The organism is Gammaproteobacteria bacterium (assembly GCA_029881255.1).
In the GTDB taxonomy this organism is placed as follows: Bacteria; Pseudomonadota; Gammaproteobacteria; order S012-40; family S012-40; genus JAOUMY01.
This window is the reverse complement of record JAOUMY010000001.1, coordinates 440959-466173: the sequence shown is the minus strand read 5'-3', so window position 1 is coordinate 466173 and position 25215 is coordinate 440959. Positions and strand designations below refer to the sequence as shown.

Here is a 25215-nt window from a genome sequence, read left to right as displayed (position 1 = left end):
TGGAATGTCTCGTTCTCACGAATTATTTGAAGAAGCCAAACACTACATACCGGGTGGCGTGAATTCTCCGGTGCGTGCGTTTAACGGTGTTGGCGGGGACCCTGTCTATTTTGCAAAGGGTGAAGGCGCCTATCTCTATGATGAAGACGGTAATAAATATATAGATTATGTTGCTTCGTGGGGCCCAATGATTGCGGGCCATTCTCATCCAGAAGTGATCAAGGCGGTTCAAGAGACTGTTGCCAAAGGTCTCGGATTCGGCGCGCCTACACGGATCGAAACGGAAATGGCGAAGTTGGTTTGCGACATCATGTCATCAATCGATATGGTGCGTATGGTGAGTTCTGGCACTGAGGCTACTATGAGTGCGATTCGTCTGGCCAGAGGATTTACTGGTCGGGATAAAATCGTCAAATTCGAAGGCTGTTACCATGGTCATTCAGACTCGCTGTTGGTCAAGGCCGGGTCTGGTGCGCTTACATTAGGCGTTCCAACGTCGCCAGGCGTTCCAGCGTCATTGGCCGAACATACAATTACTCTGACATATAACGATATCGAAGAAGTGCGCAAAGTGTTCTCTGAAATTGGTGATCAGGTCGCTTGTATCATCGTTGAGCCTGTTGCCGGAAACATGAATTGCATCCCGCCAGAGCCGGGTTTTCTGGAAGGCTTGCGTGATGTTTGCGATCAGCATGGTGCAGTATTGATTTTTGATGAGGTCATGACCGGATTCCGTGTCAGTCTTGGAGGTGCGCAGGAACACTTTGGCGTGAAGCCTGATCTCACGACGCTGGGTAAAGTCATCGGTGGCGGTTTGCCCGTGGGTGCCTTTGGCGGACGTAAAGATATCATGGAAAGAATCGCGCCTTTGGGGCCGGTTTATCAAGCGGGTACCTTATCAGGGAATCCTTCTTCTATGGCGGCGGGCATGGCGACATTGAAGCTTGCGCAAGCCAGCGGCTTTCATGCGCGTCTGGATTCCATGGCTAAGGCCTTGTGTGAAGGAATGCGCACGGTTGCTAAGGAGAATAATATTCCGCTTTGTACCAATCAGGTGGGTGGAATGTTCGGATTCTTTTTCAGCAAAGAACGCAGCGTAAGTCGGTTTAAACAAGTTGCGGCCTGCGATATCGACCGCTTCAAACGTTTTTATCACGGGATGTTGAACGAAGGTGTCTATCTTGCGCCTTCGGCATATGAAGCCGGATTTGTATCGGGCGCGCATACCGATGCCGATATTCAGGCAACGATAGAGTCGGCTGCTAAGGTCATGTCTACACTTTAATAATTTGGCCGGGAGCTTTTTCTCCCGGCATCATTTCTTTTACTTTCGTATACGAAACATGGATCTGGATAGTCTAACACCCATATTCGACTGGATTCGTGATCACCCCGGCTGGGCCGGCCTCGTTGTTTTTCTAATTGCGATGTCTGAATCGTTACTCGTCGTGGGACTTATCGTCCCCGGCGTTGCAGCGATGTTTGGTATTGGTGCGCTTATTGGTACCGGCGTCATGGAATTTTCATCGGCATTTCTATGGACGACATTAGGAGCCATTGCAGGGGATGGCGTTAGTTTTTGGATAGGTCGCCTGTTTTCAAGCAAAATTGAAAAAATATGGCCTTTCGTAAAAAAGCCGGAGTTGCTGGAAAATACCAGGCAATTTTTTTTACGCCATGGCGCAAAAAGTATCTTGTTTGGTAGGTTTGTCGGACCTGTCAGGCCTATTATTCCAGCAGTTGCCGGAATGATGAATATGCCGGGCATGCGTTTCATGACAGTAAATGTTGCGTCGGCAATTGTATGGGCGCCGGTCGTTTTAGTGCCGGGAATTATTTTCGGCACATCCATAGGTATTGCGTCGGACGTGACAGGCAGACTAGCGCTCATAATTGTGATTATGGTTTTGTCCTTGTGGGTGAGTTACTGGCTGGCTAAAAAAACCACAACCGCAATGAGTCCGTGGATAGCTTCAAAAATTGATTCAGTATATCAATGGAGTATTCGACATCCGCGTGTCGGTAAAATGTCGAAACAGCTTCTGGATCCTGATTATACTCCCGGTATCGCGTTATTCTGGTGGCTGTGCTGTCTTTTGTTTTTCAGTTCTATTTTTATCTGGGGGATACACGCCTTAACAGTAAGCGAAGAAGGTGTGTTTTTCGATCAATCGATTTTCAATTTCTTGCAACAGGCACGTTGGCCACGGCTCGATAAATTCTTAATTGGTATCTATCAGTTGGGAGATCGAGTTGTTCTAGCCGCAATCGTCCTTGGCTTTGTATTTATTCACTGGAAACATTCCGACTGGCGAATGCTTAGGTATTGGAGTTTATTGCTCGGATTCGGATATTTCGCCTATCTGTTTCTTGACGCGGTATTCGAGATTAGCCGTCCCCTTGTTTTGGATGGTCCTGGTTTTCAGGAAAATTTTCCAGCGTGGCATGCGATAATGCCTGTGCTAGTTTACGGTTTCGTTGTCATTATTTTCAGCGAAAGACTTAGTGCAAGAATTCGCGCATTTTTATACTTTATTTATATCATCCTTCTTTTTATGCTTGCCTTGTCTGGTCTTGTTTTAGGGGGCTTTTGGTTTAGTGATGTAATGGTTGGGTACAGTTTCGGTATTGCGTGGATTTTAGTGGTTGCTCTTGTTTTGCGTAGAAGAGCGCATGAGAAAATAGATGTAAAGAAGACTGGTATTGTAACTGTAGGTATTTTCTTCGGCATTTATACATTGAATCTGTTTTTTCAGTATGAATCTGATGCAAGAAGATTTGTCTATGAAGAGTCGCATATTATTGTCAGTGAGTCGGATTGGACGCATCGTTTTTGGCGTAATATTTCTCCAGCCTATCGTTTCGACTTATTTGGAAGAGCTAAGCAGCCTTTGACCTTCCAATGGGCAGGATCAACTGAAGAAATTGACAAGATTTTACTCACTAATGGCTGGGAAGAAACGCTGGATTTCAATTTTGTAAATGTTTTACGTTTTCTTGCGCCTCAGATTCCACTGAAAGAACAATCAGTAATACCAAACCTGTATCAAGGACGAGAAGAAATACGTGTTTTTCGCTTTGGTAAAGACTCGGATGTGAATAGTGAAACGCTAATTAGAATATGGCCCACTCAATATAAACTAAATAACGGAAAGCATATTTTTGTCGGCACGATTGAGAAAGTGGAAAAACAAATTATGGGATTTTTTGCGAGAAGAAAGATAGTTGGCGCTTTTCTCGATCCACTATCCTATTCATTTACAGAACACGTAGATATGATGAATCGTGTACAAAGAGAGCAGAATGAATTTATAGCAAGAGATTCTTGGGATGGATCGGTTATTTTGCTCGGATTACATTGAATATGCCGCTTTAGGAATCGCATCGTGCAAAAGAATCAAAGATTTACAGCCAGGCTACGATATGCGCTGGCTGGGATAGGAGCAGGTTGGCGGGAAAATAGTTTCAAGACCCAACTGCTGTTTAGTTGTCTCGCTGTGGCTATGCTGATTTTTATTAATCCAGACCTGTGGTGGTGGGCGCTAATTGTTTTACTCTGCGGCACCATTTTGGCTGCGGAACTGTTTAATACCGCGCTTGAGGCAATATGCGACCACGTCTCGCCTGAATTTCAGCCAGCGATCAAAACTGCAAAAGACGCTGCAGCTGGGGCCGTATTAATTCTAAGCGTAGCTTCGCTATTGATAGCCGTATTACTTCTAATTGATTGGGTTAAGTGATTATTCACCCACCGCTTTAGCTGTGCGCTTTTCTTCGGCTTGCGCTTTCTTATCTTTACGAGCCTTGGATTCAAGCAAGCCGATAGGTGGTTCGGGCTGCTTCATGCGCAACGTTCCGTTGACACTGGCCCCTTCCATAATCGAAATCTTGGGGCAAATGATTGATCCGCTAATCTTCGCGTTGGAATAGATCTCCAGCTTCTGTCGGGCGATTATATCGCCTTCCATTGTTCCCTCAACGATTACGACATCGGCAATGATCTTTCCCTTCCAAACGCATTGACGTGTGAGCAGCAGCATTCCATCTATATCGCCGGTGCCTTCCACATGTCCTTCTATGCGCATCTTGCCTTTGCTTCGGATCTCCCCAATCAGCGTAGTTTCTGCAGGTATTGTTGTCATCATTTCAATGTTCTCTGCTTTTTATAACTATGTCTGATTGAGTGTAGCACAGGGAATTGGCAAGATTCATACAACCTTCGCACTATTTTGCTCGGATTATTTAACGAAAATCCAGGTGTAGCATCCTTCCATTTGTTTTATCGGCAATTTTCTTGTATTCGCGGTTGGTCTCAGGGTCAGAACGACCAAGTGGAAGACTGAATACGGGGCTCGGAATATCTGAATAATAAATCTCGTCATCAGATGGTTCATCTCCAACGAGTAAATAGGCGCCTGGAACGCTGGCGTTTCTGGTCGCTACACGGAAGGCTTTTCCGATAGTTTCGCGATTTCCGCCAAATGGTGCGCCGGACATTAGTTTGTCGAACATTTCACCCATGGTGCCGGTATATGTTTCCGCCTCGCCGTCAGTAAACCACGTAATAGCGCCAAGTCGTTTTTGTGATCGTACAATTATTGCGCGTAACACGGGAATCAAAAATGATGTCAATCCATGCATCGATCCCGACGCATCTACAACCAAGTGCAGATCCTCGCCAGGCAAGTCTTTCAATCCCTCGACGAACAAATCAAAATCCTTTCGTCCAAAGGTTGCGGTCTCGATCAATTTATCTATTGGGCTACCGGCCTCTGCAGATACAATCATTTGCTCAAGCGTGCTGGTGTACTGATTTACATCGATTTGCGCAGCGGCCAATTTATTTTTTAGATCGGTGATTTCTTCTTTCAACTTGGGCACCTCATATTCCTGCATCATGCGCGAGGTGAGTAGTATTGTTACGAGCAAAAATATAAAAGTGGCGAGCATTAATAGAGAAACGTCAGAAAAACTTTCGTATATGTTGGTGTATGTAAAACGACGTCTTCTAGCCATCTGTGTGTGACTATCCTAATCTTTTCTTGAAATCAGAAATTCCTTGAATCTGCCCCACCAGGAGCGATTCATCCTATTCATTAGCTGAAGCTCCTGCTTGAGCAAGGCGCGATAGTACTTTTGCATGCGTAGCGTTTCTTTTAGGGTATAAACTCCATCGTCATCCCCGGAAAGCTTGTAAAGTTCCTTTATAGACTCCCGAAATTCATTCATTGATACTTTTGAGTCGTTAAACGCCTGCTTTAAGGCAATTACTTTGTCTCCAAGCATTTCCAGTTCCGCATTAAGGAAGCGGATGTCCTTTTCCATGCTCTGTTTAAAATCAGGTGCGCAATGAACCATGCATGTTCTGATTAATGTTTCGCTTAGACTAGAAATCCCGTTTTCCGTAATTAACGCAAATATTCGTAACAACACCCCTCCGAGTACAGCGCCAAGCAGTGTGGTATAAAATGCTGTTCCCATGCCCCCCATTGCTTTACGTAGGCCTTGTAATAGCAATTCTTGATCATGCCCCAATGCATCAAGAGATGTTGTTAACCCGGTAAGCGTTAGCGTTAAACCCATTACAGTGCCAATTAGACCTAACGTTATGAGAAGATTGCCCAGGGTCTCTACGCCATGACTCATGCGGGAATACGAGGAAAACTCAGTTTCCATCAGCGCTTCAACATTAGGTGCCTCATTGGATAAAGCGGTGACTTTAAGTGAGTCGTAAAAACGATTAACGGCTTTTTTCTTTCTGGCGCTTGGCTGCAGCCCGGCAAGCCCACTTTTTTTTGCTAGTTGATCTTGGATTTGGGCCTCGATAGCTTCTTTAGTGATGGCAATAGTGAGAAAAAAACTCCCTACTATCCCAACCAGAAAGAGTAGCGTGATTATCCAAGTGATTTTGCTTTCGTCTTGACGTAGAAATTGAAGAATGTCGGTATCGAGATAAAGTCCGAGATAAATGGTAATCGCAGCAGAGCCCCAGATTAACCACAGGATAAAAGTCCTGTATGCCTTGTTCATCTCATTAACCTCATTTGTCGGCTATGCTTGCGTCACTTTCTTTTGTCGATGTGTCGGAAGTTTCACCAAGGTTGTTTGGTCGGATGTGTAGTTGAACGTTGTGTTCCTTTACTCGTACCAATGCTGCATCACGATTAAGTGCCAATGTTTCGGTCACCGACACCAATTGCGCCAGATTGCGCGCTAGATCAACATTGTTTTTATCATATGGATCGAAAAGAATGTGAGTTACGCCTTTTACCGCGTTCTCATACAGCTCCTCAGCGGAATTAAATCCTGGCGGTAGCGGTAAAACGTCGCGACGTGTTGCGATCATAGTGCGTCCGGGCCATTGACTGGCCGCTCTAAAGGCCGAATCTTTGTCCAATGCAATACTGCTGAGATTTTCTATTAGTTCGTCTTCTGGTGTCAGCACCTGAAGTTTGATGTCCCGCCAATGTTCCTTTGCTTGAAGCATAAAGAATGTTGAAAGTACAAAAGCAACCACGATAGTGGCGCCTTTTTGGCCGAGAAAGCTCCCGGCTTCCTTACGACTATTCCACGCTATTAGCCTTGGTATGCCGCGGTAAATCGCGTATGTGACTACCAAAGTAGCCCAGGTCGCATCTCCAGTAACAATCCCAATAACCATGGCGATGGCTAACATGCTGCAAAGGACATCGGATTTAATGGTGTTAATCTCGGTTACCAACAAAATTGAAGCAAGAAAAGCTAATATGACTCCTGGCACCCAGTTTATGTGTTCGGTACTCTGAACGATGCTTCCATCAAGCGATAGGCTGAGACTTGTCAATGGATTGTTAAACCAGTCAACACTAGGCCAACCCATTGTGATAGCGAGTGAAAAAAATGAGCTGATAGCAATGCCGACGAAAATATGACGCGATTTTTTCTGTGGGTGTGGCGTACTATACCATCGGTAGATCAACGCAAGCGGATAAGCGAGCCCGATTGGGTGTAATCCGATTACTACTGCGATCCACACCAGCTGTAAAAAATACCAAGCGCCAAAATAACGATCAGTCTGTCGATAAGCGTTGTCCAGCCAGGAACCGAGTGCGAATGCAAGTATGACGTACAATCCGGCGCCCAGAGAATCGATTTGCGTGAGCACAATCGGTGACACCAGATATAGTGCGGTAGCGACAAGCGCACTCTCGGAGTTGTCTAACCGTTTCGTCCAACGATACAGGAAAAAAGCACCTATAAACGCAATTATAATGCTAAAGACTTTTGTCGCTAAAATGCTTCCCGTCCAATACAAACCTATGGGTAAGTACATAAGCGCGCGAAAATCCGGCGCTCCCAAAACAAAAATCGGATTTACAATGTTGTCGGCAACAGACCAGTTCAGCATTAATGCACGGGCTGCTCCCTCATCAAGTCCATAGGCGTCGAATCGCACTAGTCCGAGCCCGAGTACGAGAGCGCCCCACACTATGAGTGAAAGAAGTGCCAAATATTTTTCAGGAATGACTTTATGATTCATTTTCGTCTTATATACGTTGCTGAAATGCGTTGATAGGCGCGGAAGGATAACGGATTTGTTCGTGACCGTCATCATAATGTGAGTGCTAGTTCGTTCGATGCATCCCGACAATTTTTATCGGAAAATAGTTTTGTTTATTTTTTGATCAGCTGCGCCAATGTATTTCTCTAATCTTGATTATGTTGTTGTTTATTCTGTTGACACCTTTTTGTTTTAGTGTTTGAATGGCGTCCTCTGCCGTGGTATGTGCCACGGATTCTATGAGATCTTGCATTTTTGAACTTGTTAGGGAGGTGGATTAATGCTTGATACACAGTCAGTCGCGATCCTCTACCTTCTATGGTTTGTAGGCGCTTTTCTCCTGGCCTGGGTTATGGTCAAAATGAATTCGTAAGAATTCTGGAGAGTCCTTATTTCTGCTGTCGTAAAGATGTCTGAGCAGGTTTTTAAAGTTTGCTGAGAAGAAATAAGGTGGGGTTTACATCTGGGAGGCTTTAACTGGGAGGACTTCAGTTTATGAGACGTTTTATAACGGCTATTTCGGCGGCAGCATTTGTTGCGAGCATTGTAGTGCCGTCGGTAGCGATGTCTTCTGCCCAGTATCCAAAAGGTACGGGCAACATTGCTAACGGTAAAAGTATATTTTTTAATGGTAAAGGCGACGTGCCTGCTTGTTCTTCATGCCATGGTCAGGATGGTACAGGAGACGACGCAATGGGTACGCCACGCATTGCAGGACAATTTCACGTTTTCCTGAGAAAGCAACTTGAGGATTTCGCGACAGACAAGCGTATGGATACCACCATGTTTGTTATGAACGCGAATGCCAAAGGTTTGAGTCCTCAGGACCGCGACGATGTTGCGACTTATCTGGAAAGTCTTAAGGCTACACAGAAGAAAGGCAACGAGTGGAAAGGCTCTGATATGAATGCTCTCAAAGAGCAAGGGATTGAGGTCGGTGCGACGCACAAAGGCAAGTCTCTTGTTGAGTTTGGTCAGGGTACTAGAGCCAAACCGGTTCCAGCTTGTAAAGCCTGTCATGGCTACAATGGACGCGGTGCGCCTCCGGTATATCCACAAATTGGCCAGCAGAAGTATGTATATCTGGTAAACCAGTTGAAGAAGTGGCGCGATGGAAGTCGTACTAACGACCCATTAAGCCAGATGCAGAAAGTTGCACGCAATATGACTGACGAAGACATTCATAATGCAGCTACTTACCTGACAAATGCATCTTTTTATTCTGATGGAAATATGTTCACACCATACGATCATTAATCAGTGTTGTGTGAGGAAAAGGCGGGCCTGAGGCCCGCCTTTTTTTTTAAATGATTGTTAGCGTGTGGCTTATTTTCCCGGTATTATATGCATCCAATTTTGTGTGTCCCGAATATAAAGTGTGGTGATAAATGGGTAAAAAGCAGCCGTTAAAATCCGGCGAAAAAATTCTTTTTATTATATTCGGTATCTTCTTTCTATTGGCTGTTATCGCATACATAGGTCTTGAAACCTATCGTATGAATTCCGAAAAACCAATGTTTCAACAGCTAACACATTTCGACTTTTCTGAAGCTGGAAAAGTGGGCTCTGAGCTCTATCGAAAGAATCGTTGTAATTCGTGTCATAGAGCTTTACGTACAGGAACAAGCATGGGTTTGTCACTTGATGGGATTGGTTCAAAGCGAACGGTCGAATGGATAGAAAGTTTTCTTTTGAAGCCTGAAGAAGTCTATGGTTCACCGACGCTGGATCATGGCCTTCCGCCTAAAGAAGCTGCTTACGTAAGTGATATACCAGCCGAAGATAGAAAAGTAATCGCGATATTTCTTTCGGAATTGCGCGCAGACGCGGGTTCATCTGTTGCTAAAGTTCCGCCACCGGAAAGATCAGAATTTATCGATAATATGGTCAAAATGTGGGCGCCCGAAGATTGGCAAGGCAAATATGAAGATATCAGAGATAAGCCCTCGTCTGATAAAGAGTAGTGTTTAAAATTTCGGAAAAAATTATGTCTAAACCTTGGGAACATCAACAGGAAATAGTGTATCGGAAATACACGCTGTGGTTTATCTACGCCTGCATTATATATAGTCTGATCGGGTTTTCGTGGGGCGCAATCATGGGTGGGGTGTCGGAGCTTCGGCATTTTGTTGACCACCGCCTACATGGAAATCTAATTGTGCGAGGCCATACCCATATTAATCTTCTGGGTTGGGTCGAAATGGCGATATTCGCTGCGGTATACTATGTGGTTCCCAGGTTGATAAAGCGACCAATCTATAGTTTGACCTTGGTTAAAGCCCACTTTTGGGTGCACAATATTGGCGTGATCGGCATGGTTGTATTTTTTGTCATTGCTGGAATTATGGGTGGTATCGCAAGTGTGAATTCAACTCCAGCGGAAGTGGAGCATATTGTAAAGCCGTTGTTGGCTACTATGGGGATTTTTGGCACTCTGGTGCTTCTTGCGAATTGTATTTGGGCATATAATTTATTCAAAACCTGCACAGGGTGGGAAAAAGGCTATGAATCTCGCTAAACTTGCGGTCATTTTATGGCTTCCTCTCTTTGTTTCTTGTTCTCTTGAGCGGCCAGATGGTGCCTTGAATATTGGTCAGCAAGCTCCGTCACTGCGTACAAAGAAATCTGATGACGTTGGTGGTGATCTTAGTAGGCTAACTAGTTATCGTTATCCCGATGCGCGCATGTACAAATTGTCAGTGGACGAGGCTTTGGCGTTGGGAAAACCCATTGTTTTAGAGTTCGCGACACCAGGTCACTGTACTGTGTGTGATAAGCAGTTGCAAATGCTCAAATCCATGATGGATAAATATGGCGACCAGGTTGCTTTTCTTCACATGGATCAGTATATGAATCCCGAGGCATTTGTCACCTATCAAGTGAAGGGTGATCCATGGACTTTTATCATAGATAAAAACGGTATCGTTCGCTCAAAACAACCGGGCCGAGTTCTTTATCAGGAAATGGACTACATGATTGGTAAAGTTGTGGAGAAGGCTCAGGGTTAGATAGAAATGGCTGAACCTTATAGATTTGAGCTTTCGAAAGATCAAAAAGGTGTAATGTGGGATCTCATATTGTACGTTCCTACCTTTATTTTTCTTATGGCCTATGCGTCAAAATTATGGTTCTCAGGTAATTCCTCTTTTACGTATGTATTGCTTTTTGCCTCCACGTTGATTTTTCTGATAGCGTTTAACCGAATCTTTAAGACACGGCTCATGATGTTACCTTCATCTCCGACAGCTCTTAATGTTTCAAAGAAGGGCGTGACCTTGGAGTTGAAGAATCAGGACACCATAGACCTTGTGAAGGATATAAGGTTTTTTGCGGATTTTGCTGGAAAAAGCATAGGCATCAGTGGAAATGATTTAACAGGTAAGATTCAAAAATTTGTTTTTCATAAAGGGCAATTTGCTAAAGACTCGGATTTTGATGAATTGAAATCTCGTCTGAGAGTTTTTAAGTAAAAGTATTCTGCGCTTCTACTGTTGGCGTCTTTTCTTTGCAATGTCCCAGCCTAGTCCTGCTAAGCCCAATGCCCATAGTATTGCGACCACAATTTGGGCTTTTACTATTGTCTCTTCCTCTAGTAGCCCTTGTGTGAACATGCGTACGGTGTAAGAAATTAATACCAGCGAGCTCGCGCCAACAAATAAATAGATTGCGATTTCGGTCTTTTTCATTTCATTCGTAGCTTTTGTATGCGAAACCGCAATTCTACAATCGAAAACTAATTTGCCCAAATTAAACTTTTCTGACACGTTTGCTCAGTTATGTAACGGAAATTATTTTCCTATACCAATGTTTTTTCGTGCATAAATCACAATCTGTACTGCGTAATTTTTCTTGAATTTTCTTGACCTGAATTTTGTCATGTGTCACGATTCTCTAGTTTCCTTAAAAGGGGCTTTGTGTGAGCCTTTTAATGGTTTCTCACAAGTAAATTCGTGAGAACCTGTTTAAGGGTTCGTGCCTGGGTTCATCTCGAAATGGAGGGTGGAAATGCAAAATAAACTTACTTTGGGAAAAACGTTTTTCGTTCTCCTTGTTGCAGTCTTCACGACTGGAATGGGTAACGGAAGCGTATTTGGCGCAGCAGTTATGTGCGCTGTAGGTCGAGGCCCTTATGAAAGTTGGGGTGGTTGGGGAATGGAAGCATATTCTCCATCTACATTCTCAGGTTTCGTCGATATCGTAATGATTGTGTTCGGTTTGGCACTTTCAGTTATCGTCGGTCTTGCCATGAAGAAACATGGTGAAGTCGAAACACAACGCGACAACACCGGTTGGTAATAAAAGATAAGGGGGTAAACATGGCTACATTTGCAGGTGCTTGCGGTATTTTGCTCGCATTCTCGAGTATGTGGTTCTCCTGGTATCTATTGAATAAAATGCAAGAGTAATTTTGCGTTTGTTCTGGGAGTTTCTTGACTTGGGAGGTAATTTTAAATGCTGATGAAATATTTGTTTGCCAGGAATGACGAGATCCCACCAGGATCTGCGACTATATTCTTTGGCTTTTCATCTATTTTCTGGTTTGTTGTTGGTACGGGTCTGGGCTCGTTCAATGCGGCCAAGCTGGCTTTCCCTGACTGGGTAACCGGTACGGAAATGTTTGCATTCGGTCACATGCGTCAGGTACACGTACTTGCCGTTATCGTTGGCTGGATATCTATGGCGTTCGGTATGACAATGATGTACATGACGCCAGCACTAGGTAACACCAAGCTGTGGTCTGAAAAGCTAGGACTGTGGACTGTATTCCTCTGGAATGTCGGTCTGAGCCTTGGTTTGATCCTGCTTTGGTTGGGCTTCACTTCTGGTCGTGAATATAACGACTTGATCTGGCCAATCGATTTGGTTGTTATCTTTGGCGTGCTTGTTCCACTTGGAATTAACGTATGGATGACTATTGCACATCGCCAAACCCAGGGTATCTATATTACCAACTGGTTCTTCGGTGCTTGCGTATTTATGGTTATCATCGTGTTCCTGGTTGGGCAATCAGCTGAGCTGTTCAATCTGACTGGTCTTACTGAGGGCTATCTGACGTTCTGGTTTGCGCATAACGTGTTGGGTCTTTGGATAACGCCAGTTGCTGCAGCGATTGCATACTACGTTGTGCCTAAGCTGACTGGTAATCCGTTGTACTCTCACCGTATTGCGCATCTCCACTTCTGGGCGATTATTGCGTTCTACTCTACGCCAGCTTCTCACCACTTGATGTCAGCTCCGCTGCCAGAGTGGTTGAAATCTTTCGCGTCTGTAGAAGGTGTATTGATTCTTATCCCAGCAGTTGCTTTCGTTGCCAACATTTTGTTGACCATGAAAGGTAAGTGGACACTGTTTGTTGAAAATATGGAAACCAAGTTTGCCATCACTGGTGTGCTTCTGGCTGTTCCATTGAACATGCAAGGTGGTTTCCAGCAAACGCGTGCAATTAACTGGTATGTTCATGGTACTGGTTGGATCGTTGCTCACGCTCACTTGGCACTACTTGGTATGTCTAGCTTCCTGGAAACAGCAGCGGTCTACTTTGGTCTACAGTCAGTACTGCGTCGTAAGCTGTACTCTCTGGCTCTTGCTAACCTTCACTACTGGTTCTTCATCGTAGGTTTCTGTATCTACTGGATCTCTATGACCATCGCTGGTTTGATTCAGGGCGCAGGTAAGATCTACGAAGTGCCATACATTGATGTTGTTGTTGCAGAGCATCCATATATGATTGCTCGCTGGATTGGCGGTACCATGGTATTCACAGGTAATGTTGTCTGGTTGTACAACATGTGGATGACTGCACGTGAAGGTACTGTTGTTCCACAAGGTCGTTATGCTCACGAAATGGCATACGAGCGTTAAAAGTATTTGGGCTTTGTGATTAGCACCCGGGTTCATCCCGGGTGTTAAAAAGCTAGGGAGGAATTAAAGTGGCTTTTAGAAAACACAAACTTGGAGCAGCCGGCGTTGGTTTGATGCTTGGTTTCTCAATGTGTATTACGCTGCTGTTTCCAGGCTATGACTTCCGTACAGGTGTTTCTACCTGGGTCGGTCTGGACAAGCAGTTGTCAGTTGGTCGTCTTGTAGGTTGGAGTTATGAAGACCCGACTGTGTCTGGTGAAGGTAAGCCCGTTACAGTGATTCTGAATAAGGATCCTGCTTCTGGTGCGGCTATCGATCCACCGGTCAGAGCTTATGTTTATCAAGCCGGTACCCCTTTTTCCAGCGGTGTTAACCACACGGGTGGATTGGGTAAGGGCGTTGAAGAGCTGAGCTTGAGTCTTGGTAAGATCAAAGCTGCCAATTCATCACAAGGCGCAGTTTTCCTGATCACAAAAGGTGAGTTCAACGGAGAAGAAATCGACTACGTTGAAAACGCAACTGCTACTCGCGGTTGGACGCCTGATCAGGTACTTCGTACTGGTGGTGACGCTAACTCACGTTATGTAGGTAAGGGTAAAACTATCTACATCTCTGAGGGTTGCTGGTGGTGTCATACGCTGTTGCCAGAACAGACACAGGACTGGCAATACTTCGGCGCGCCTCCTTATCTAGGTGACTTTAATGGTGAAATGCCTACCGCTTTTGGTTCAGACCGTAAGGCTCCTGACCTTCTGCACGTAGCAGCACGTAACTCATCTAGAGAATGGATGTACATGCACTTTTTCAATCCACGTCTTGTTCAGCCAAATTCGATCATGCCACGTTTCGATTACCTTTGGGGTAAAACCGATGCAAATGGCAATAAGATTGATTTTGCCAAATGGCGTGCTGAATACAGTGATTACCTCCATGGTAAGCGTATCTACGCTCCAGAAGTACCAGAGCCTGCTGCTAACTCAGAAGTCAGAGCTGTGGTCGACTGGATCATGACAGCATTGAAATAAGGGAGGAAGAGACTATGGGTTGGAAATTTGATCAGCCGATGTTTTCGCTCTCAGACGAGCAGGAACAGAAAGAAATTTTGGACTTGTGGGCCAATGAAAAGCACGGCGGACTTTGGGAAGCAAATAATCGCCTTCCTATGCCGATGGTTTTGTTGATGGCTTTGATTATCTTGACAGCGTTCATGATGACCATGCCTATCTGGGGTCAACGTCCAAACGCCGATAACTACAAGGACTTTGTTGCCTTGATGGACTCTCCGGAAGTGCAGCGTCTTGCGACTTCTGACGAAAAAATCAAGTACGTCTCAAACCGTGCTTTTGACATGGCAGATGACCGCACCAAAGCTGCGTTAGAGCGTCATCCTTTAACTTGGGATGATCTTTTGAATATCGCGCCGGGTATCAAGGAAATTCAAGCCGGGGGTCAATACCCGTTGAACTGGTACACGGTTCTTGGTGATCGCTTGGTTCTTGCCAATTTCGAAGGCGCTTGGGTCGATGTAGGTGGTAAAACCGTTCGTACCCGTCTTCAACCTTGGTGGGATCAGGGCTACACGATCGACGTTTTCTATGTCAGCTACTTCGTGTTGACTATGGTTCTCGTGATTAAGCGCTTGCCCCATTTTTCTCGCAAGCCAAGCATGAAATAACATAGGAGTTCTATCATGATAGACATAGATTTTGGACCAGGTGTATTCATGGGCGTAATTGCGTTCGTGTTTACTGCTCCAGCGTTGTACGGTCTTTTGTTCGTAGATGCTTTCTGGAAAAAGCATCAGGAAGAAGGCGGTAACGACGTTTTCAACTAGTCGGTTGTATAAGAAAAACCGCCCTATAAAGGGCGGTTTTTTTTTGTGCTCAAAACTCAGACTATTGTAGCTATTCATAGTATAATTCAGCAGCGTAATTTCTTTTGTTATCTGTGGGTTCTATGGGTAATTTAGCAGAGTTTATAATTAGCATCTTTTCTTTGATTTTTGATGTTTCCCATTACCTCATTAATGGCATCCAAATGGTTGCCGAAGAGAACCCAAATCTAGTTTTTGGGATCGATATGAGCATCGAAGGGCTACGGTCTCAAAAATTTAGCTACGGAATTTTTGTTTTTTTAGTTTTGTCGCTGATTCTTTTTTCATTCATTATTTGGTTGTATATGCCACGTAAAGGCAAACCGGGAATGAAAAAAGGTGAAAAGGTTATGTTTGGTGCCATTATGGGTGGCGTTGTGCTAGCGGTTATTATTGGCTGGGTTCAGCTAATAGAAGGCTATTTAATTTAGCAGAGGTTTTGTATGGCCGAATTTTTTCAAAATTTACCAGACGGTTGGACAATTTACGTATGGTTAGTTGTTGCTGCTGGTATTCTAATCGCCGCGGGATTTATGCTTCGTTGGGCCGCTAAAAATGATCAATTTGATGAAGATATCAAATATGTCGTTTTCGACGAAAAGGACAAGGATAAGATGGATCCAGAGGAGTTCCAAAAGTCCGTTGAGGTTCAGGCAGCCCAGGAAAAATTACGTAAAGAATATTTAGCTAAAAAGAAGAGCAGTAAGTAAGTTTTCATGCGCAAAGGTGAGAAAGGTATTTTCATTGCAATGCTCGTCAGCGTTGTAATTCTGGCAGCGATTAAATTCGCTAAGGAATCACAAGAGACCGAGCCGGATCCTGGTATACCTTTTTATACAACAGCGGACAAGAATCTTACCTCAGAAGCGGCTCGTATTATGAAGGATGGTAAATGTAAGAGTTGCCATAGCCTTTGGGGGACAAGAGAGTTAACTCAAGCAGTTCCGGCGCCACCATTAGATGGAATGGGCTATTTTCGAGATGAAAAATGGCTATATGAGTATTTTTCGGCAGAAAATCCACAAGATATATTGCCGAGTCGATTGAAGCCTGAGTATCGCCATCCGTCGTTCGCAACTTATCAAGAAACAGATCGAATCTCACTAGCAAAATATATTGCTAGCTTACAAGTCGAAGAATGGTATTTGGAAGAAACAAAAAAAAGAAGATACGAAAAGCTCACTGGTTTGGATTACAACGAAAATGTTAAATAAACTGAAGTCCAGATTGCTGGATTTTTTAGTGGCAACAATCGTCACATGTGTCGCCGCGATTATAATTTACGTTGGAGACCAGGTAACAGGTATAGAACTCGAGTTGTTTAAAGGAATTATCGGCACATTCACACCACTGTGGATAATCGATCTCATTCTTGTTCCCTTTATAGCTGGTGTAGTCCTTTCAATGTTATACGGTTTGGGTGGGAAGATGATCGCGTATTTTCCTCCTCTGCTTGTTAGAATACCTGAGTATATCTATGCTGAAGCCAATCAACTTGGTGCAGATGTGTCAGTTCTTCCAATAGGATATTGGATTCTTATCCTCATAGTGGCTGTTGAAGCTTGTGGTGTGGGCGGTATCGTTGGGGAAGTGATCGTCAAGCGAACGTACGGACGAAGCCACATATCAAAAACGCATAAACGACACGAGTCTTCGCCTGAAAATAACAATAAGAGTGAGGTGTAAACTTTGACAGAGCTAGTGAAAAATAGAAAGTTATCGCCAGAGCAAATTGCAGTTCGTAAAAGATTTATTGGCGCTACCTTCGTTACATGTATTGTAGTTGCACTAGTAGCCGGTACGATACACGTTTTGGAATTGGGTGCGAACCGCATGAATCAAATGCGAAGCCTTGCGGGAATAGACCTTAGTAAAGAAAGTAACCACATTCGCGCCGCTGGTGAAGATCTATATATTTCCGATAGACACGAAAAACGCGAGACTCACAAAGAAACCTATTCTGTCGATGAAGCAAATAAATTAGTGGAAGATAAGGTTTGGACACTTCTGGCGGAACTTGTTTCAATCCCGTCCGGGGAATTCGTGATGGGAACGGATAATCCTAAATCGGATGAACAAAATCGCCCTGCGTTCAGGTCTGAGATTAAGGCATATCAAATTTCCAAATATCCCATTACTAACGCCCAATATGCCAAGTTCGTAGCTTCTACTGGCCATAGACCGCCGATTCATTGGGTAAATGGAAGAATTCCAGAAGGAGTTGAAACACATCCGGTAACCATGGTGACTTGGTTTGATGCTTCGAAGTATGCTGCGTGGGCAGGTGGTAGATTGCCTACGGAAGCGGAATGGGAAAAAGCAGCGCGCGGAACTGATGGAAGACGCTGGCCTTGGGGTGATCAAATGAATACTAAGAACCTTAATACCTATTATAATAGGGGATCAACATCGTCAGTATTTGAATATCCTCAAGGTGTAAGTCCATTTGGTGTCATGGATATGGCGGGAAATGTACAGGAATGGGTTGCTAACGATTTAATTCCCTATGAAGGGAGCCAGGCATCCGATTCATTATTTAAAGCAAAGGTGCCACAAATTCCCGTTGATGCGGCTGAAAGAAGTTTGCGTATGGTTGAGTTTGTCGAGACGGAAGAAAGATACAAAGTAATGCGAGGCGGATCATGGAAAAGTGATCCTTTTTCTACCTCGTCCTACCACCGTAATTTTTCTTGGCCAAATTTCACATCTGACTTCTACGGCTTTCGAATTGCCAAAGATGTTAATTGAGTTGAGGCTTTAAATGATAGTACGTTTTATAAATATTTTCTTCGTGTTAATTTCAGGTTTGCTTGCACGAAATGCTTATGCTGCGGCTGACAGCTATCGATGGTTTCACGTCTCTATAGATGACGTATGGGGAATTTTTATTTTTCTTCTACCCATGGTGTTATTTCCAGCTATTTTAATGGTTGTGCTTTATTGGAAATATTCCTGGCGCAAAAAGCCTGAAAAAAGCAAATAGACAAATAATTTGGATTTGTTAGATGAAACTGAAAGCTAATTTGTTCTCCGTACTATTTTCTATATTAATTCTTGTTACTCCTGTGCCCATATTTGCAGATTCAAATGGGGCGAGCGCCATAATGGATTCGTTCAATAAAGAAACGATGAATCAGAACGTTTCAGTCATTGTCAGTAATGAAGATGGAAAAAAGCATAAAATTCTTTTCATCATGGGCGTTATACTACTGATTTTAATTTTTTTGACGGCGGGATTGGGGCTTGCGATGGCATTGCATGGCAAAGAATTATTCGTGGGTCATATGTTATCTGCGGGGGCTACGGTATTTTTAGCGGTTGCCCATGCCGTTACCTCTATTGTTTGGTTTTATCCTTACTGAAATCAGTGATTACAAAAAACGTACATAGATCTGCTGGGGGAACCTCCGGTTGGTTAATTACAGTTCTTCTCATTCTCTATTTTCTTTCGGGCACAAGCGCCCTCGCGTACGAAATACTTTGGGCGAAATCTGCGGGTATTCTTTTTGGAGTAAGTATTTTAGGAATACCCTTGACGGTTTCCTCATTTATGTTTGGACTCGGTTTTGGTGGATTGCTAGGATTAAAATTCGCACCGAATATTGCGAGGCCGCTTTTTTATTTGGGTTTGATTGAGATTTTTGTAGCAATCTACTCATTCCTTCTTCCCAAATTACTTTTTTATATTGACGGTAAAAGCGCAACCGGTGACCTGACCTATGGGGCGTGGATCAATCTAGAGATTTTCACTGTTCTGCTGCTTATGACAGTACCGGCCACGCTACTTGGGTGTGGTTTTAGTCTATTCTTACAGGCACTGAAGAAAACGAATTCTACACTGGGAATAATCTATGGAAGTAATACGTTGGGTGGTGTCCTTGGGGTTCTGCTGCCGCTAATCCTGTTACCTACATTCGGCTGGATTGTTTCTTTAAAACTCATAGCCATTTTTGGATTTATAGTCGGTGCATCTTTTGTTCTGATTTCATTTGTATTCCCTAGAGCGGAGGTTGAAAGTAAAAGCCTCAATTTTGGATCTGTTAAAGGCGCGCTTTTCGCCTATGCCGGGATTGGTTTCGCGTCATTAATTCTTCAGATAGCCTGGACTAGATTTTATGGAATGATTTTTCTACGTTCAGAATATGTGTTGGCGGTGCTTATAGCTGTCTTTCTAATAGGTATTGCATTTGGGAGTTTCCTTGCGCCAAGAATAAGCAAGCTCTCGATATTGAAGTATTTTCCTTTTCTTGTGGCATTTTTCGCGTTGTTATCTGTTTGGCTGATTGAGCCAATTTCGGCACTCAATGGCGCAGCGCATTATACGTCTATGGCTGAAGCATTATTCAGTCAAGGTATTCTGCTTTTCATTGTTACGGCACCCGTCACATTCTTATTGGGTTTGTGGTTTCCTCTGTTGGCTAAGCACATGGATTTGCGTCTTCATCAATCCGTCATTTTGTACAGCGTTAATTCGCTTGGGGCGGCCTTAGGTGCGCTCGCTGCAGCGTTTGTTTTAATACCGGTTTTTGGTGTCGCGAAAACCATAGGGTTTGCTGCCGTTATTTTTCTTTTGGTTAATGTCGTATGGTTGCGTACTCGTGCATATGTTTTTCTTTGTGCTTTCTTAATTCCGCTTATTCTTTTTCTGTCCTTCCCTCCGGAAGTGAAAAATATGATGCCAGGGGTATATAGTGAGAGTAAAGAACTTAGCATTTACGAAGATGCAATAACGACCACAAATGTTGTGCAGAAAACGGATGGTGAAAGATTGCTATTGAATGATCTGCAGCGTATGGATGCATCTACCTCACAAGACGCTATTCACGCACAAAGAAATCAATCGAGACTACCCTATCTTCTGCATCCTGAACCCGATTCAGTTTTGTTTCTTGGTTATGGTACGGGAATTTCAACTTCGCCTCTCGTTGATTTAGGGAATTTAAAAATAGATGCAGTAGAGCTTTCACAGGGAGCCATAGAGGCGGCATCAAATTATTTCGCATTGGCTAATCTGAACGCGGCCGAAAAGGTTAACATCATTAGAGATGACGCGCGCCGTTTCCTGAAAATGACAGAAAAACGGTATGATTTAATTATTGGTGATTTGTTTCACCCTGATCTTGTTGGTCGTGGGAATTTGCTGTCTATGCAACAGTTCATGCGAGCCAAGAATGTGCTCACTCATCAGGGTGTATTCGTTCAGTGGTTGGCTTTGAATCAATTCGATGAAAAAGGATTGAATACTGTCTTAAACACATTCGCTCAGGTTTTCGAAAACAATTGGCTGTTTCTCGATGGATTTCGACTTGCGCTTGTAGGTTTTGCCACGTCACCGGTGGAGATAACGACATTAGACAAAAAATTCATCGAAATGGACGCGGAACAAAGGGCGAAGGTACTTGGCAACGAAACGATGTTTACGTGGCTTGGTAGATGGGTCGGAATAGCAAAGGTAAACAGCCAGCCTATACAGAATGAATGGTCGCCAGTTCTTGAGTTTGAGTTACCAAATTTGCGTTTTTCAAAGATTCCGCCCGTTTTGTCGTCCCTATCGTGGGTAATGAAAGAAAGGCCAAATCTAGAGTCAGCAATACAAGCCTTGAATGTTCCAGATTATGATGTTGCCCTTTTTGAACAGGGATATAATGCCACTGGAGCTTTGGCAGCTTCAATCCTCTACGACATTAGGGGAGACACAATGAAATCCTATGAGTGGCTGAAAATTGCGTATGAAGCAAACCCTGGTGATCGGTGGGTTTCCTTCCGATATGCGGATGCATTGTTTTTAAGTGATTCGGCTGGGCTGCAAAGATCAGAGGTGTTGGCAAAAGTTCTAACTATAAGACCCGATCATTTGGATGCATTGCTAGAGATTTACTCTGTTGCTGAAACCGAATCAGCAAGAGCGGAATTGTCCAGTAAAATCCGCAGCTTAGAGCCCTACAGGGTGTTTTAGACAGGCGTTAAAAGTAAAAAGCCCGGGCTACCGGGCTTTCACTTGTTTATTGCTTATTACGACGCTCTAACACGTCTTTGAATGCTGCACTCGACATCATGTAAGCGCCAACGATGAGGAAGCCGAATACAGTGATAGGTACAAGTATGTTTATTCCAATTTCAGTAACCATTTTCTATCCCCCAGATTTGTACTGTCATTGCTACGTAGGTAGGCAGCTGTTGATATTAGCGAAAGAAACCGAGTGTTTCAACAAAATAATACTAAAATGGTAGCGTGTGCCGGTTTTTTGCGTGCCTGTGATATTATTGGTCACTATGAGTGCTAATGATGCTTTGTCAAAAATCCCAGTTATTACCCAGGGTTCTGCGCCAACCGATAATTTGCGTTGGAAGCGCAAAGCCTTTCAAACAGGTTTTATATTAGCGTTAATCCTGATTCCTACACTAGGTATTTTCAGAATTGACGTTTCCGCAGGTTTTGTCGTTCTAGACAGACAAATTTGGTTCTCAGATTTTGCGATTGTATTTGGTTTCTGGTTGTCAATCGCGTGTTCCTTCATTCTCCTCTATTCGTTCGTTGGTACGGCATTTTGTGGTTGGGCGTGCCCCCAGAATTCGTTTTCTACGGTAGCGGATGCATTGACTTCAAAGATGTTGGGTAAACGCGCTGTGATTGATTGGGAAAAAGCCAAAACCGTTAAAATAGCGGCGCACAAAAACAACTTAATTAACTGGATTGTTCTCGGATTATTGATTTTGCTTGTATCGATGGTTATATCAATTATTCCACTGCTGTACTTTGTGCCACCGAAACAGGTATTTGGTTTTTTTACCTTTCAGGATTCCTCTGAAGCCGCTTATTCCATACGATGGATATACATGGTGTTTGTGTTCATTGCATTTGTGAACTATTCGGTTGTTCGACAATATGTTTGTCGTTATATGTGCATATACCGAATGTGGCAATATTTGTTCAAGACGAAAGAAACACTTCACATCGACTACGACGCTTCGCGTAAGAAGGACTGCGAAAAATGCAGCTATTGCCAAACACAATGCATGGTCGGTATTGATCCAAAAAATACAAATATGTTCGACAGTTGTACAAACTGTGGTGCGTGCATTTCCGCCTGTAATGCCATGCATGCTAAGAAAAATGAACCAGGCTTACTATCATTCCGATTCGGTGAAAGAAGAAATAAAATTCATTCGAATGCGATGCATCGTTTAGCACATTTCCGGATACGTTTTCTTTGGGTTTTGCCGCCAATGCTTATAGGAATAACTATGTTTTCATGGGGATTGTTCTCGTATCAACCCTATCATATGGCATTGTATAAATCTGAAAACCATCAAGGCTCACAGGTGAAGGAATATCGAATTAACTTTGCTTCTAAGCTCTTTCGTCCTGCAGCGCTCACGCTCGAAGTTGAGGGCCTGGAGCAAGATCAATATTCAATTAGCAGCCAATCCCTCAATTTCAGTTCTGTGGGTAGACAGGATGTATTTCTTCGTCTGAACGATAGTCTTCCGCCAGGAATGTATAATTTTATTGTACGAGCAAAGTCTGATTCCGGCTGGGAAGGATTTTCTCGTATGAACCACTTTGTAATGAGAGAAAAGTAATGGTAGATGAAAAATCTAAAAATCCTAGTCCAACCAAAGAAGTCGGCTGGGGAGAAAAACCCGAGGATAATTTTGGCTATAAGGACGATAAAGAGCGCCATGATAAGCGTGGGCTGGAAGACTGGGAAATGATCGAAAGCATGAAAGATTCGGATGTGTCGATACCATATTGGTTTATCGCTATCTTTGTTGTGCTTTTGCTGGTTGCAATAGGTCTAACATTCCCATTTTGGGGTAATCGTCCTGGTTTTGAACGACCATGGTTCGACTGGGGAATTCCAGCGGGTGCTGCGTGGGTAATTGTGATGAGTTTTCTGATTTACTATTTCGTCGATTTACGCCATGTATTGAAAGAACGTAAACAGCGAAAATTGTCGCAGGCAGCGGAATCAGAAACCGATGAAAAAAACATCTAGTCTTCTTTTAGTCGTTGGTGTTTTTTGCGCTTGTACAAAAATGGAACCGACAGTCAATTCACACGATGTCGTAATGAATACTTTTCCTGAACCTGAATCAACAGGTGCGCAATTGCTAAAACAATATTGCAGTGCCTGCCATGGAGCTCCTCATCCTAATACTCATACGGCTAAGGAGTGGCCAAATGTTGTATTGAGAATGAATAATCGACGAATTATCCGAGCACTTGGCGAAATCAAGCGAGAGGATTTGGAACAGCTAACTGCCTATTTGAGTGAACATGCGAAATAAATTTTATTTTATTGTGCTTTTCGTGGCGCTAATGGTTTCCTGCGTTGGCGAGATACCAAAATCCCCAGTGCTTGAATGGAAGGATATGACGTTTAGGGTAGAGACGCGTCCGCCATTTATTGAAAAAGGCATGATGGAATTCTTAATTATTGTAAATCTACCACGTCGTAAACCTGCATCCGGACTTCTAGTCAATCTACGTATAGAACAAGCTGGGAAATGGGTCCAGGCGATAGAGGATGGAAACGTTGGTGTGTACCGTCGTGCGATGCGCGTTCGCGACCCAAAAACTGATACCTTGTACGTTAAGGCAGAGATAAAAGGTGAAGAGACTATTTTAGCGTTCCCATTGGCGTATGGGGCTCGCTAAGACGGCTCAAGTGTTAATAGGAACCTCTACCAATTTTATTCCATACTGACTAATACGATTTCGACCTTTTTCTTTCGCGACATATAGTGCTTTGTCAGCCGCCTTCAACACATCTTCAGGTTGTTCGAGCTCCGGGATTTTTTCCGCTACGCCTATGCTAATGGTAACGTGAACTTCCTTAAATTTTCGGGTTTTCTTAGGAATGATATCTGGTCGACTCTTGGGGCGATCCTTGCTGCGTTGTATCATTCGTGTTTCATCTATGGACTGACGCACTGCAGATAAATGAGGAAAAGCCGTTTTCATGTCCTTGCTACTGAACACGATGCAAAACTCTTCGCCGCCGTAACGGAATGCCTTTCCACCGCCGCTGACGCGACCAAGTTTCGCAGCAACCATGCGCAAAACCTGATCACCAAGATCATGACCATGTGTGTCGTTAAATTTCTTAAAGTGATCTACGTCTAACATGGCTATGCAATATTGTCCGCGCAATCGAGCGAGTTCTTCATTTAAAGCGCGTCGACCTGGCAGTTCAGTGAGTTCATCTATATACGCAATAAAGTACGAATTTTGGACAAGTGCACTCATTGCAATTAATCCCGCTGCTAACATAAACATTCCCGCGCTTGGAGGAGTCATTTCGCTATTGAGCATCAGAGCGGTAGCCACGAGAGTGCCAAGGAATCCGCTTTCAAAAACGGAGCGGGTTTTTCCATATCGCAGAAAGAGAAATACACTTGCTGCTACGTATAGGAGTAAAACTACAGTCGGCAAGTTGGTTCGATTGACAAAGCCAATCAATAAATCGAGATCGTAATTTAGCAGGCCGGTAACCTTTTCACTAAAATCGACAATTAGCCATTTCCCAAATAACAACTGGGTTATGAAACTCAAAAATATTCCAGCTCCTGCGATCGTAAAAAATCGTTTTTCGGGGAGATAGTTAATTATTACGAGATTGATTACGAAATAAACGCCATATAGAGCATCTACCAATGAACTGTTTGGGGATTGTTCGGCATGCGTTATTTGCAAATTCCAATAGGCCACACCCAGCACTACTGCGAGATATACGAAACGATATTTGCGAAATACAGAGCCTAATACCCCTGTGCCTACTATGGCCAGATACGGTAGGACAGCTAGTTGCGTCTGTATGGCATCAGGCAGATTTTTTAAAAAAGGTATGAGCGCTGAAATTACTCCAAGCACGAGTAGGGGCAGGAAAAATATTAACCATGAGCTTTTAAGTGGTATTTTCACTTTTAGTACAAC

32 protein-coding genes are annotated in these 25215 nt (G+C 43.7%); 25 read left to right on the top strand and 7 right to left on the bottom strand.

Annotated elements, in window-relative coordinates; translation table 11 throughout:
- Window positions 1–4: 4 nt before the first annotated feature.
- The 3 genes from hemL (at window position 5) to OEZ43_02150 (ending at window position 3740) form a co-directional block, all read left to right on the top strand.
- Entirely contained in the window at window positions 5–1285 is a 1281-nt protein-coding gene (gene hemL, locus OEZ43_02160) for a glutamate-1-semialdehyde 2,1-aminomutase (GenBank protein MDH5544364.1), read from the top strand.
- A 142-nt stretch (window positions 1286–1427) separates the two neighbouring features.
- Complete coding sequence (locus tag OEZ43_02155; protein ID MDH5544363.1) at window positions 1428–3362, top strand: VTT domain-containing protein; 1935 nt, start codon at window positions 1428–1430, stop codon at window positions 3360–3362.
- 24 nt (window positions 3363–3386) lie between these two features.
- Entirely contained in the window at window positions 3387–3740 is a 354-nt protein-coding gene (locus OEZ43_02150) for a diacylglycerol kinase (protein ID MDH5544362.1), read from the top strand.
- On the opposite strand, the gene OEZ43_02145 is transcribed toward OEZ43_02150, so the two are convergent.
- The 4 genes from OEZ43_02145 to OEZ43_02130 all read right to left on the bottom strand — a co-directional run bounded on the left by OEZ43_02145 (window position 3741) and on the right by OEZ43_02130 (window position 7519).
- A complete protein-coding gene (locus OEZ43_02145; protein MDH5544361.1) occupies window positions 3741–4145 on the bottom strand; it encodes a polymer-forming cytoskeletal protein in 405 nt (134 codons plus the stop codon). It abuts the gene before it with no gap.
- 97 nt (window positions 4146–4242) lie between these two features.
- Window positions 4243–5016: a hypothetical protein gene (locus OEZ43_02140; protein MDH5544360.1), complete on the bottom strand. Its 774-nt coding sequence runs from the start codon at window positions 5014–5016 to the stop codon at window positions 4243–4245.
- A 15-nt stretch (window positions 5017–5031) separates the two neighbouring features.
- Window positions 5032–6030 carry a MotA/TolQ/ExbB proton channel family protein gene (locus OEZ43_02135; protein ID MDH5544359.1) on the bottom strand — a complete coding sequence of 333 codons (999 nt, stop codon included), beginning with the start codon at window positions 6028–6030 and terminating at the stop codon, window positions 5032–5034.
- A 10-nt stretch (window positions 6031–6040) separates the two neighbouring features.
- A complete protein-coding gene (locus OEZ43_02130; GenBank protein MDH5544358.1) occupies window positions 6041–7519 on the bottom strand; it encodes a hypothetical protein in 1479 nt (492 codons plus the stop codon).
- Between the two features lie 516 nt (window positions 7520–8035).
- Here OEZ43_02130 and OEZ43_02125 point away from each other — a divergent pair.
- The 5 genes from OEZ43_02125 to OEZ43_02105 all read left to right on the top strand — a co-directional run bounded on the left by OEZ43_02125 (window position 8036) and on the right by OEZ43_02105 (window position 11010).
- Window positions 8036–8797, top strand: coding sequence for a c-type cytochrome (locus OEZ43_02125; GenBank protein ID MDH5544357.1), 762 nt, complete (start codon window positions 8036–8038; stop codon window positions 8795–8797).
- Window positions 8798–8928: 131 nt separating this feature from the next.
- Window positions 8929–9504 (top strand): cytochrome c, encoded by a 576-nt coding sequence (locus OEZ43_02120; protein ID MDH5544356.1) that lies wholly within the window; start codon window positions 8929–8931, stop codon window positions 9502–9504.
- Between the two features lie 23 nt (window positions 9505–9527).
- Window positions 9528–10058: a cbb3-type cytochrome c oxidase subunit I gene (locus OEZ43_02115; protein ID MDH5544355.1), complete on the top strand. Its 531-nt coding sequence runs from the start codon at window positions 9528–9530 to the stop codon at window positions 10056–10058.
- On the top strand, window positions 10045–10548 hold the full coding sequence (locus OEZ43_02110) for a thioredoxin family protein (protein MDH5544354.1): 504 nt from the start codon (window positions 10045–10047) through the stop codon (window positions 10546–10548). Before OEZ43_02115 ends, OEZ43_02110 begins: the two co-directional genes overlap by 14 nt.
- Window positions 10549–10554: 6 nt before the next feature.
- The gene (locus tag OEZ43_02105) at window positions 10555–11010 is read left to right on the top strand and encodes a hypothetical protein (GenBank protein ID MDH5544353.1); all 456 of its coding nucleotides are present in this window, start codon (window positions 10555–10557) and stop codon (window positions 11008–11010) included.
- A 15-nt stretch (window positions 11011–11025) separates the two neighbouring features.
- Here the strand turns inward: OEZ43_02105 and OEZ43_02100 are convergent, their stop codons facing one another.
- Entirely contained in the window at window positions 11026–11226 is a 201-nt protein-coding gene (locus tag OEZ43_02100) for a hypothetical protein (GenBank protein ID MDH5544352.1), read from the bottom strand.
- Window positions 11227–11545: 319 nt separating this feature from the next.
- Between OEZ43_02100 and OEZ43_02095 the strand changes: the two genes are divergently transcribed.
- The 13 genes from OEZ43_02095 to OEZ43_02035 all read left to right on the top strand — a co-directional run bounded on the left by OEZ43_02095 (window position 11546) and on the right by OEZ43_02035 (window position 21231).
- The gene (locus OEZ43_02095) at window positions 11546–11836 is read left to right on the top strand and encodes a hypothetical protein (protein MDH5544351.1); all 291 of its coding nucleotides are present in this window, start codon (window positions 11546–11548) and stop codon (window positions 11834–11836) included.
- Window positions 11837–11995: 159 nt separating this feature from the next.
- Entirely contained in the window at window positions 11996–13402 is a 1407-nt protein-coding gene (locus tag OEZ43_02090) for a cbb3-type cytochrome c oxidase subunit I (protein MDH5544350.1), read from the top strand.
- Between the two features lie 128 nt (window positions 13403–13530).
- Window positions 13531–14427: a cbb3-type cytochrome c oxidase subunit II gene (locus tag OEZ43_02085; protein MDH5544349.1), complete on the top strand. Its 897-nt coding sequence runs from the start codon at window positions 13531–13533 to the stop codon at window positions 14425–14427.
- A 14-nt stretch (window positions 14428–14441) separates the two neighbouring features.
- The gene (locus OEZ43_02080) at window positions 14442–15077 is read left to right on the top strand and encodes a hypothetical protein (protein MDH5544348.1); all 636 of its coding nucleotides are present in this window, start codon (window positions 14442–14444) and stop codon (window positions 15075–15077) included.
- A gap of 15 nt (window positions 15078–15092) precedes the next feature.
- Window positions 15093–15236, top strand: coding sequence for a hypothetical protein (locus OEZ43_02075; GenBank protein ID MDH5544347.1), 144 nt, complete (start codon window positions 15093–15095; stop codon window positions 15234–15236).
- Window positions 15237–15358: 122 nt separating this feature from the next.
- Window positions 15359–15706 (top strand): hypothetical protein, encoded by a 348-nt coding sequence (locus OEZ43_02070; GenBank protein ID MDH5544346.1) that lies wholly within the window; start codon window positions 15359–15361, stop codon window positions 15704–15706.
- A 12-nt stretch (window positions 15707–15718) separates the two neighbouring features.
- A complete protein-coding gene (locus OEZ43_02065; GenBank protein ID MDH5544345.1) occupies window positions 15719–15985 on the top strand; it encodes a hypothetical protein in 267 nt (88 codons plus the stop codon).
- Between the two features lie 6 nt (window positions 15986–15991).
- Complete coding sequence (locus OEZ43_02060) at window positions 15992–16489, top strand: cytochrome c (protein ID MDH5544344.1); 498 nt, start codon at window positions 15992–15994, stop codon at window positions 16487–16489.
- Window positions 16479–16961 (top strand): hypothetical protein, encoded by a 483-nt coding sequence (locus OEZ43_02055; GenBank protein ID MDH5544343.1) that lies wholly within the window; start codon window positions 16479–16481, stop codon window positions 16959–16961. Before OEZ43_02060 ends, OEZ43_02055 begins: the two co-directional genes overlap by 11 nt.
- Window positions 16962–16964: 3 nt before the next feature.
- A complete protein-coding gene (locus OEZ43_02050) occupies window positions 16965–18023 on the top strand; it encodes a formylglycine-generating enzyme family protein (GenBank protein ID MDH5544342.1) in 1059 nt (352 codons plus the stop codon).
- A 13-nt stretch (window positions 18024–18036) separates the two neighbouring features.
- Complete coding sequence (locus tag OEZ43_02045) at window positions 18037–18258, top strand: hypothetical protein (protein ID MDH5544341.1); 222 nt, start codon at window positions 18037–18039, stop codon at window positions 18256–18258.
- Between the two features lie 22 nt (window positions 18259–18280).
- Window positions 18281–18637: a hypothetical protein gene (locus OEZ43_02040; GenBank protein MDH5544340.1), complete on the top strand. Its 357-nt coding sequence runs from the start codon at window positions 18281–18283 to the stop codon at window positions 18635–18637.
- 5 nt (window positions 18638–18642) lie between these two features.
- Window positions 18643–21231 carry a fused MFS/spermidine synthase gene (locus tag OEZ43_02035; protein MDH5544339.1) on the top strand — a complete coding sequence of 863 codons (2589 nt, stop codon included), beginning with the start codon at window positions 18643–18645 and terminating at the stop codon, window positions 21229–21231.
- Window positions 21232–21277: 46 nt separating this feature from the next.
- Here OEZ43_02035 and OEZ43_02030 read toward each other — a convergent pair whose 3' ends face one another.
- Window positions 21278–21403 (bottom strand): hypothetical protein, encoded by a 126-nt coding sequence (locus OEZ43_02030; GenBank protein MDH5544338.1) that lies wholly within the window; start codon window positions 21401–21403, stop codon window positions 21278–21280.
- A 145-nt stretch (window positions 21404–21548) separates the two neighbouring features.
- Here OEZ43_02030 and OEZ43_02025 point away from each other — a divergent pair, with 145 nt between their 5' ends.
- From OEZ43_02025 to OEZ43_02010, 4 genes are read left to right on the top strand one after another with little or no spacing between them, the layout of a single operon-like run.
- Window positions 21549–22859 (top strand): 4Fe-4S binding protein, encoded by a 1311-nt coding sequence (locus tag OEZ43_02025; GenBank protein ID MDH5544337.1) that lies wholly within the window; start codon window positions 21549–21551, stop codon window positions 22857–22859.
- Window positions 22859–23275, top strand: a complete 417-nt coding sequence (locus OEZ43_02020) for a hypothetical protein (protein ID MDH5544336.1) — start codon at window positions 22859–22861, stop codon at window positions 23273–23275. The genes OEZ43_02025 and OEZ43_02020 overlap by 1 nt, the downstream gene beginning before the upstream one ends.
- Entirely contained in the window at window positions 23259–23567 is a 309-nt protein-coding gene (locus tag OEZ43_02015; protein ID MDH5544335.1) for a cytochrome c, read from the top strand. The genes OEZ43_02020 and OEZ43_02015 overlap by 17 nt, the downstream gene beginning before the upstream one ends.
- Window positions 23557–23937: a hypothetical protein gene (locus OEZ43_02010; protein ID MDH5544334.1), complete on the top strand. Its 381-nt coding sequence runs from the start codon at window positions 23557–23559 to the stop codon at window positions 23935–23937. Before OEZ43_02015 ends, OEZ43_02010 begins: the two co-directional genes overlap by 11 nt.
- Window positions 23938–23943: 6 nt before the next feature.
- Here the strand turns inward: OEZ43_02010 and OEZ43_02005 are convergent, their stop codons facing one another.
- On the bottom strand, window positions 23944–25203 hold the full coding sequence (locus tag OEZ43_02005; protein ID MDH5544333.1) for a GGDEF domain-containing protein: 1260 nt from the start codon (window positions 25201–25203) through the stop codon (window positions 23944–23946).
- Between the last annotated feature and the right edge of the window lie 12 nt (window positions 25204–25215).

Coding starts and splice junctions, on each gene's coding strand:
- hemL (MDH5544364.1), top strand. CDS start 5: ATGTCTCGTTCTCACGAATTATTTGAAGAAGCCAAACACTACATACCG.
- OEZ43_02155 (MDH5544363.1), top strand. CDS start 1,428: ATGTCTGAATCGTTACTCGTCGTGGGACTTATCGTCCCCGGCGTTGCA.
- OEZ43_02145 (MDH5544361.1), bottom strand. CDS start 4,145: ATGATGACAACAATACCTGCAGAAACTACGCTGATTGGGGAGATCCGA.
- OEZ43_02140 (MDH5544360.1), bottom strand. CDS start 5,016: ATGGCTAGAAGACGTCGTTTTACATACACCAACATATACGAAAGTTTT.
- OEZ43_02135 (MDH5544359.1), bottom strand. CDS start 6,030: ATGAACAAGGCATACAGGACTTTTATCCTGTGGTTAATCTGGGGCTCT.
- OEZ43_02130 (MDH5544358.1), bottom strand. CDS start 7,519: ATGAATCATAAAGTCATTCCTGAAAAATATTTGGCACTTCTTTCACTC.
- OEZ43_02125 (MDH5544357.1), top strand. CDS start 8,036: ATGAGACGTTTTATAACGGCTATTTCGGCGGCAGCATTTGTTGCGAGC.
- OEZ43_02120 (MDH5544356.1), top strand. CDS start 8,929: ATGGGTAAAAAGCAGCCGTTAAAATCCGGCGAAAAAATTCTTTTTATT.
- OEZ43_02115 (MDH5544355.1), top strand. CDS start 9,528: ATGTCTAAACCTTGGGAACATCAACAGGAAATAGTGTATCGGAAATAC.
- OEZ43_02110 (MDH5544354.1), top strand. CDS start 10,045: ATGAATCTCGCTAAACTTGCGGTCATTTTATGGCTTCCTCTCTTTGTT.
- OEZ43_02105 (MDH5544353.1), top strand. CDS start 10,555: ATGGCTGAACCTTATAGATTTGAGCTTTCGAAAGATCAAAAAGGTGTA.
- OEZ43_02100 (MDH5544352.1), bottom strand. CDS start 11,226: ATGAAAAAGACCGAAATCGCAATCTATTTATTTGTTGGCGCGAGCTCG.
- OEZ43_02095 (MDH5544351.1), top strand. CDS start 11,546: ATGCAAAATAAACTTACTTTGGGAAAAACGTTTTTCGTTCTCCTTGTT.
- OEZ43_02085 (MDH5544349.1), top strand. CDS start 13,531: ATGTGTATTACGCTGCTGTTTCCAGGCTATGACTTCCGTACAGGTGTT.
- OEZ43_02080 (MDH5544348.1), top strand. CDS start 14,442: ATGGGTTGGAAATTTGATCAGCCGATGTTTTCGCTCTCAGACGAGCAG.
- OEZ43_02075 (MDH5544347.1), top strand. CDS start 15,093: ATGATAGACATAGATTTTGGACCAGGTGTATTCATGGGCGTAATTGCG.
- OEZ43_02070 (MDH5544346.1), top strand. CDS start 15,359: ATGGGTAATTTAGCAGAGTTTATAATTAGCATCTTTTCTTTGATTTTT.
- OEZ43_02065 (MDH5544345.1), top strand. CDS start 15,719: ATGGCCGAATTTTTTCAAAATTTACCAGACGGTTGGACAATTTACGTA.
- OEZ43_02060 (MDH5544344.1), top strand. CDS start 15,992: ATGCGCAAAGGTGAGAAAGGTATTTTCATTGCAATGCTCGTCAGCGTT.
- OEZ43_02055 (MDH5544343.1), top strand. CDS start 16,479: ATGTTAAATAAACTGAAGTCCAGATTGCTGGATTTTTTAGTGGCAACA.
- OEZ43_02045 (MDH5544341.1), top strand. CDS start 18,037: ATGATAGTACGTTTTATAAATATTTTCTTCGTGTTAATTTCAGGTTTG.
- OEZ43_02040 (MDH5544340.1), top strand. CDS start 18,281: ATGAAACTGAAAGCTAATTTGTTCTCCGTACTATTTTCTATATTAATT.
- OEZ43_02030 (MDH5544338.1), bottom strand. CDS start 21,403: ATGGTTACTGAAATTGGAATAAACATACTTGTACCTATCACTGTATTC.
- OEZ43_02025 (MDH5544337.1), top strand. CDS start 21,549: ATGAGTGCTAATGATGCTTTGTCAAAAATCCCAGTTATTACCCAGGGT.
- OEZ43_02020 (MDH5544336.1), top strand. CDS start 22,859: ATGGTAGATGAAAAATCTAAAAATCCTAGTCCAACCAAAGAAGTCGGC.
- OEZ43_02015 (MDH5544335.1), top strand. CDS start 23,259: ATGAAAAAAACATCTAGTCTTCTTTTAGTCGTTGGTGTTTTTTGCGCT.
- OEZ43_02010 (MDH5544334.1), top strand. CDS start 23,557: ATGCGAAATAAATTTTATTTTATTGTGCTTTTCGTGGCGCTAATGGTT.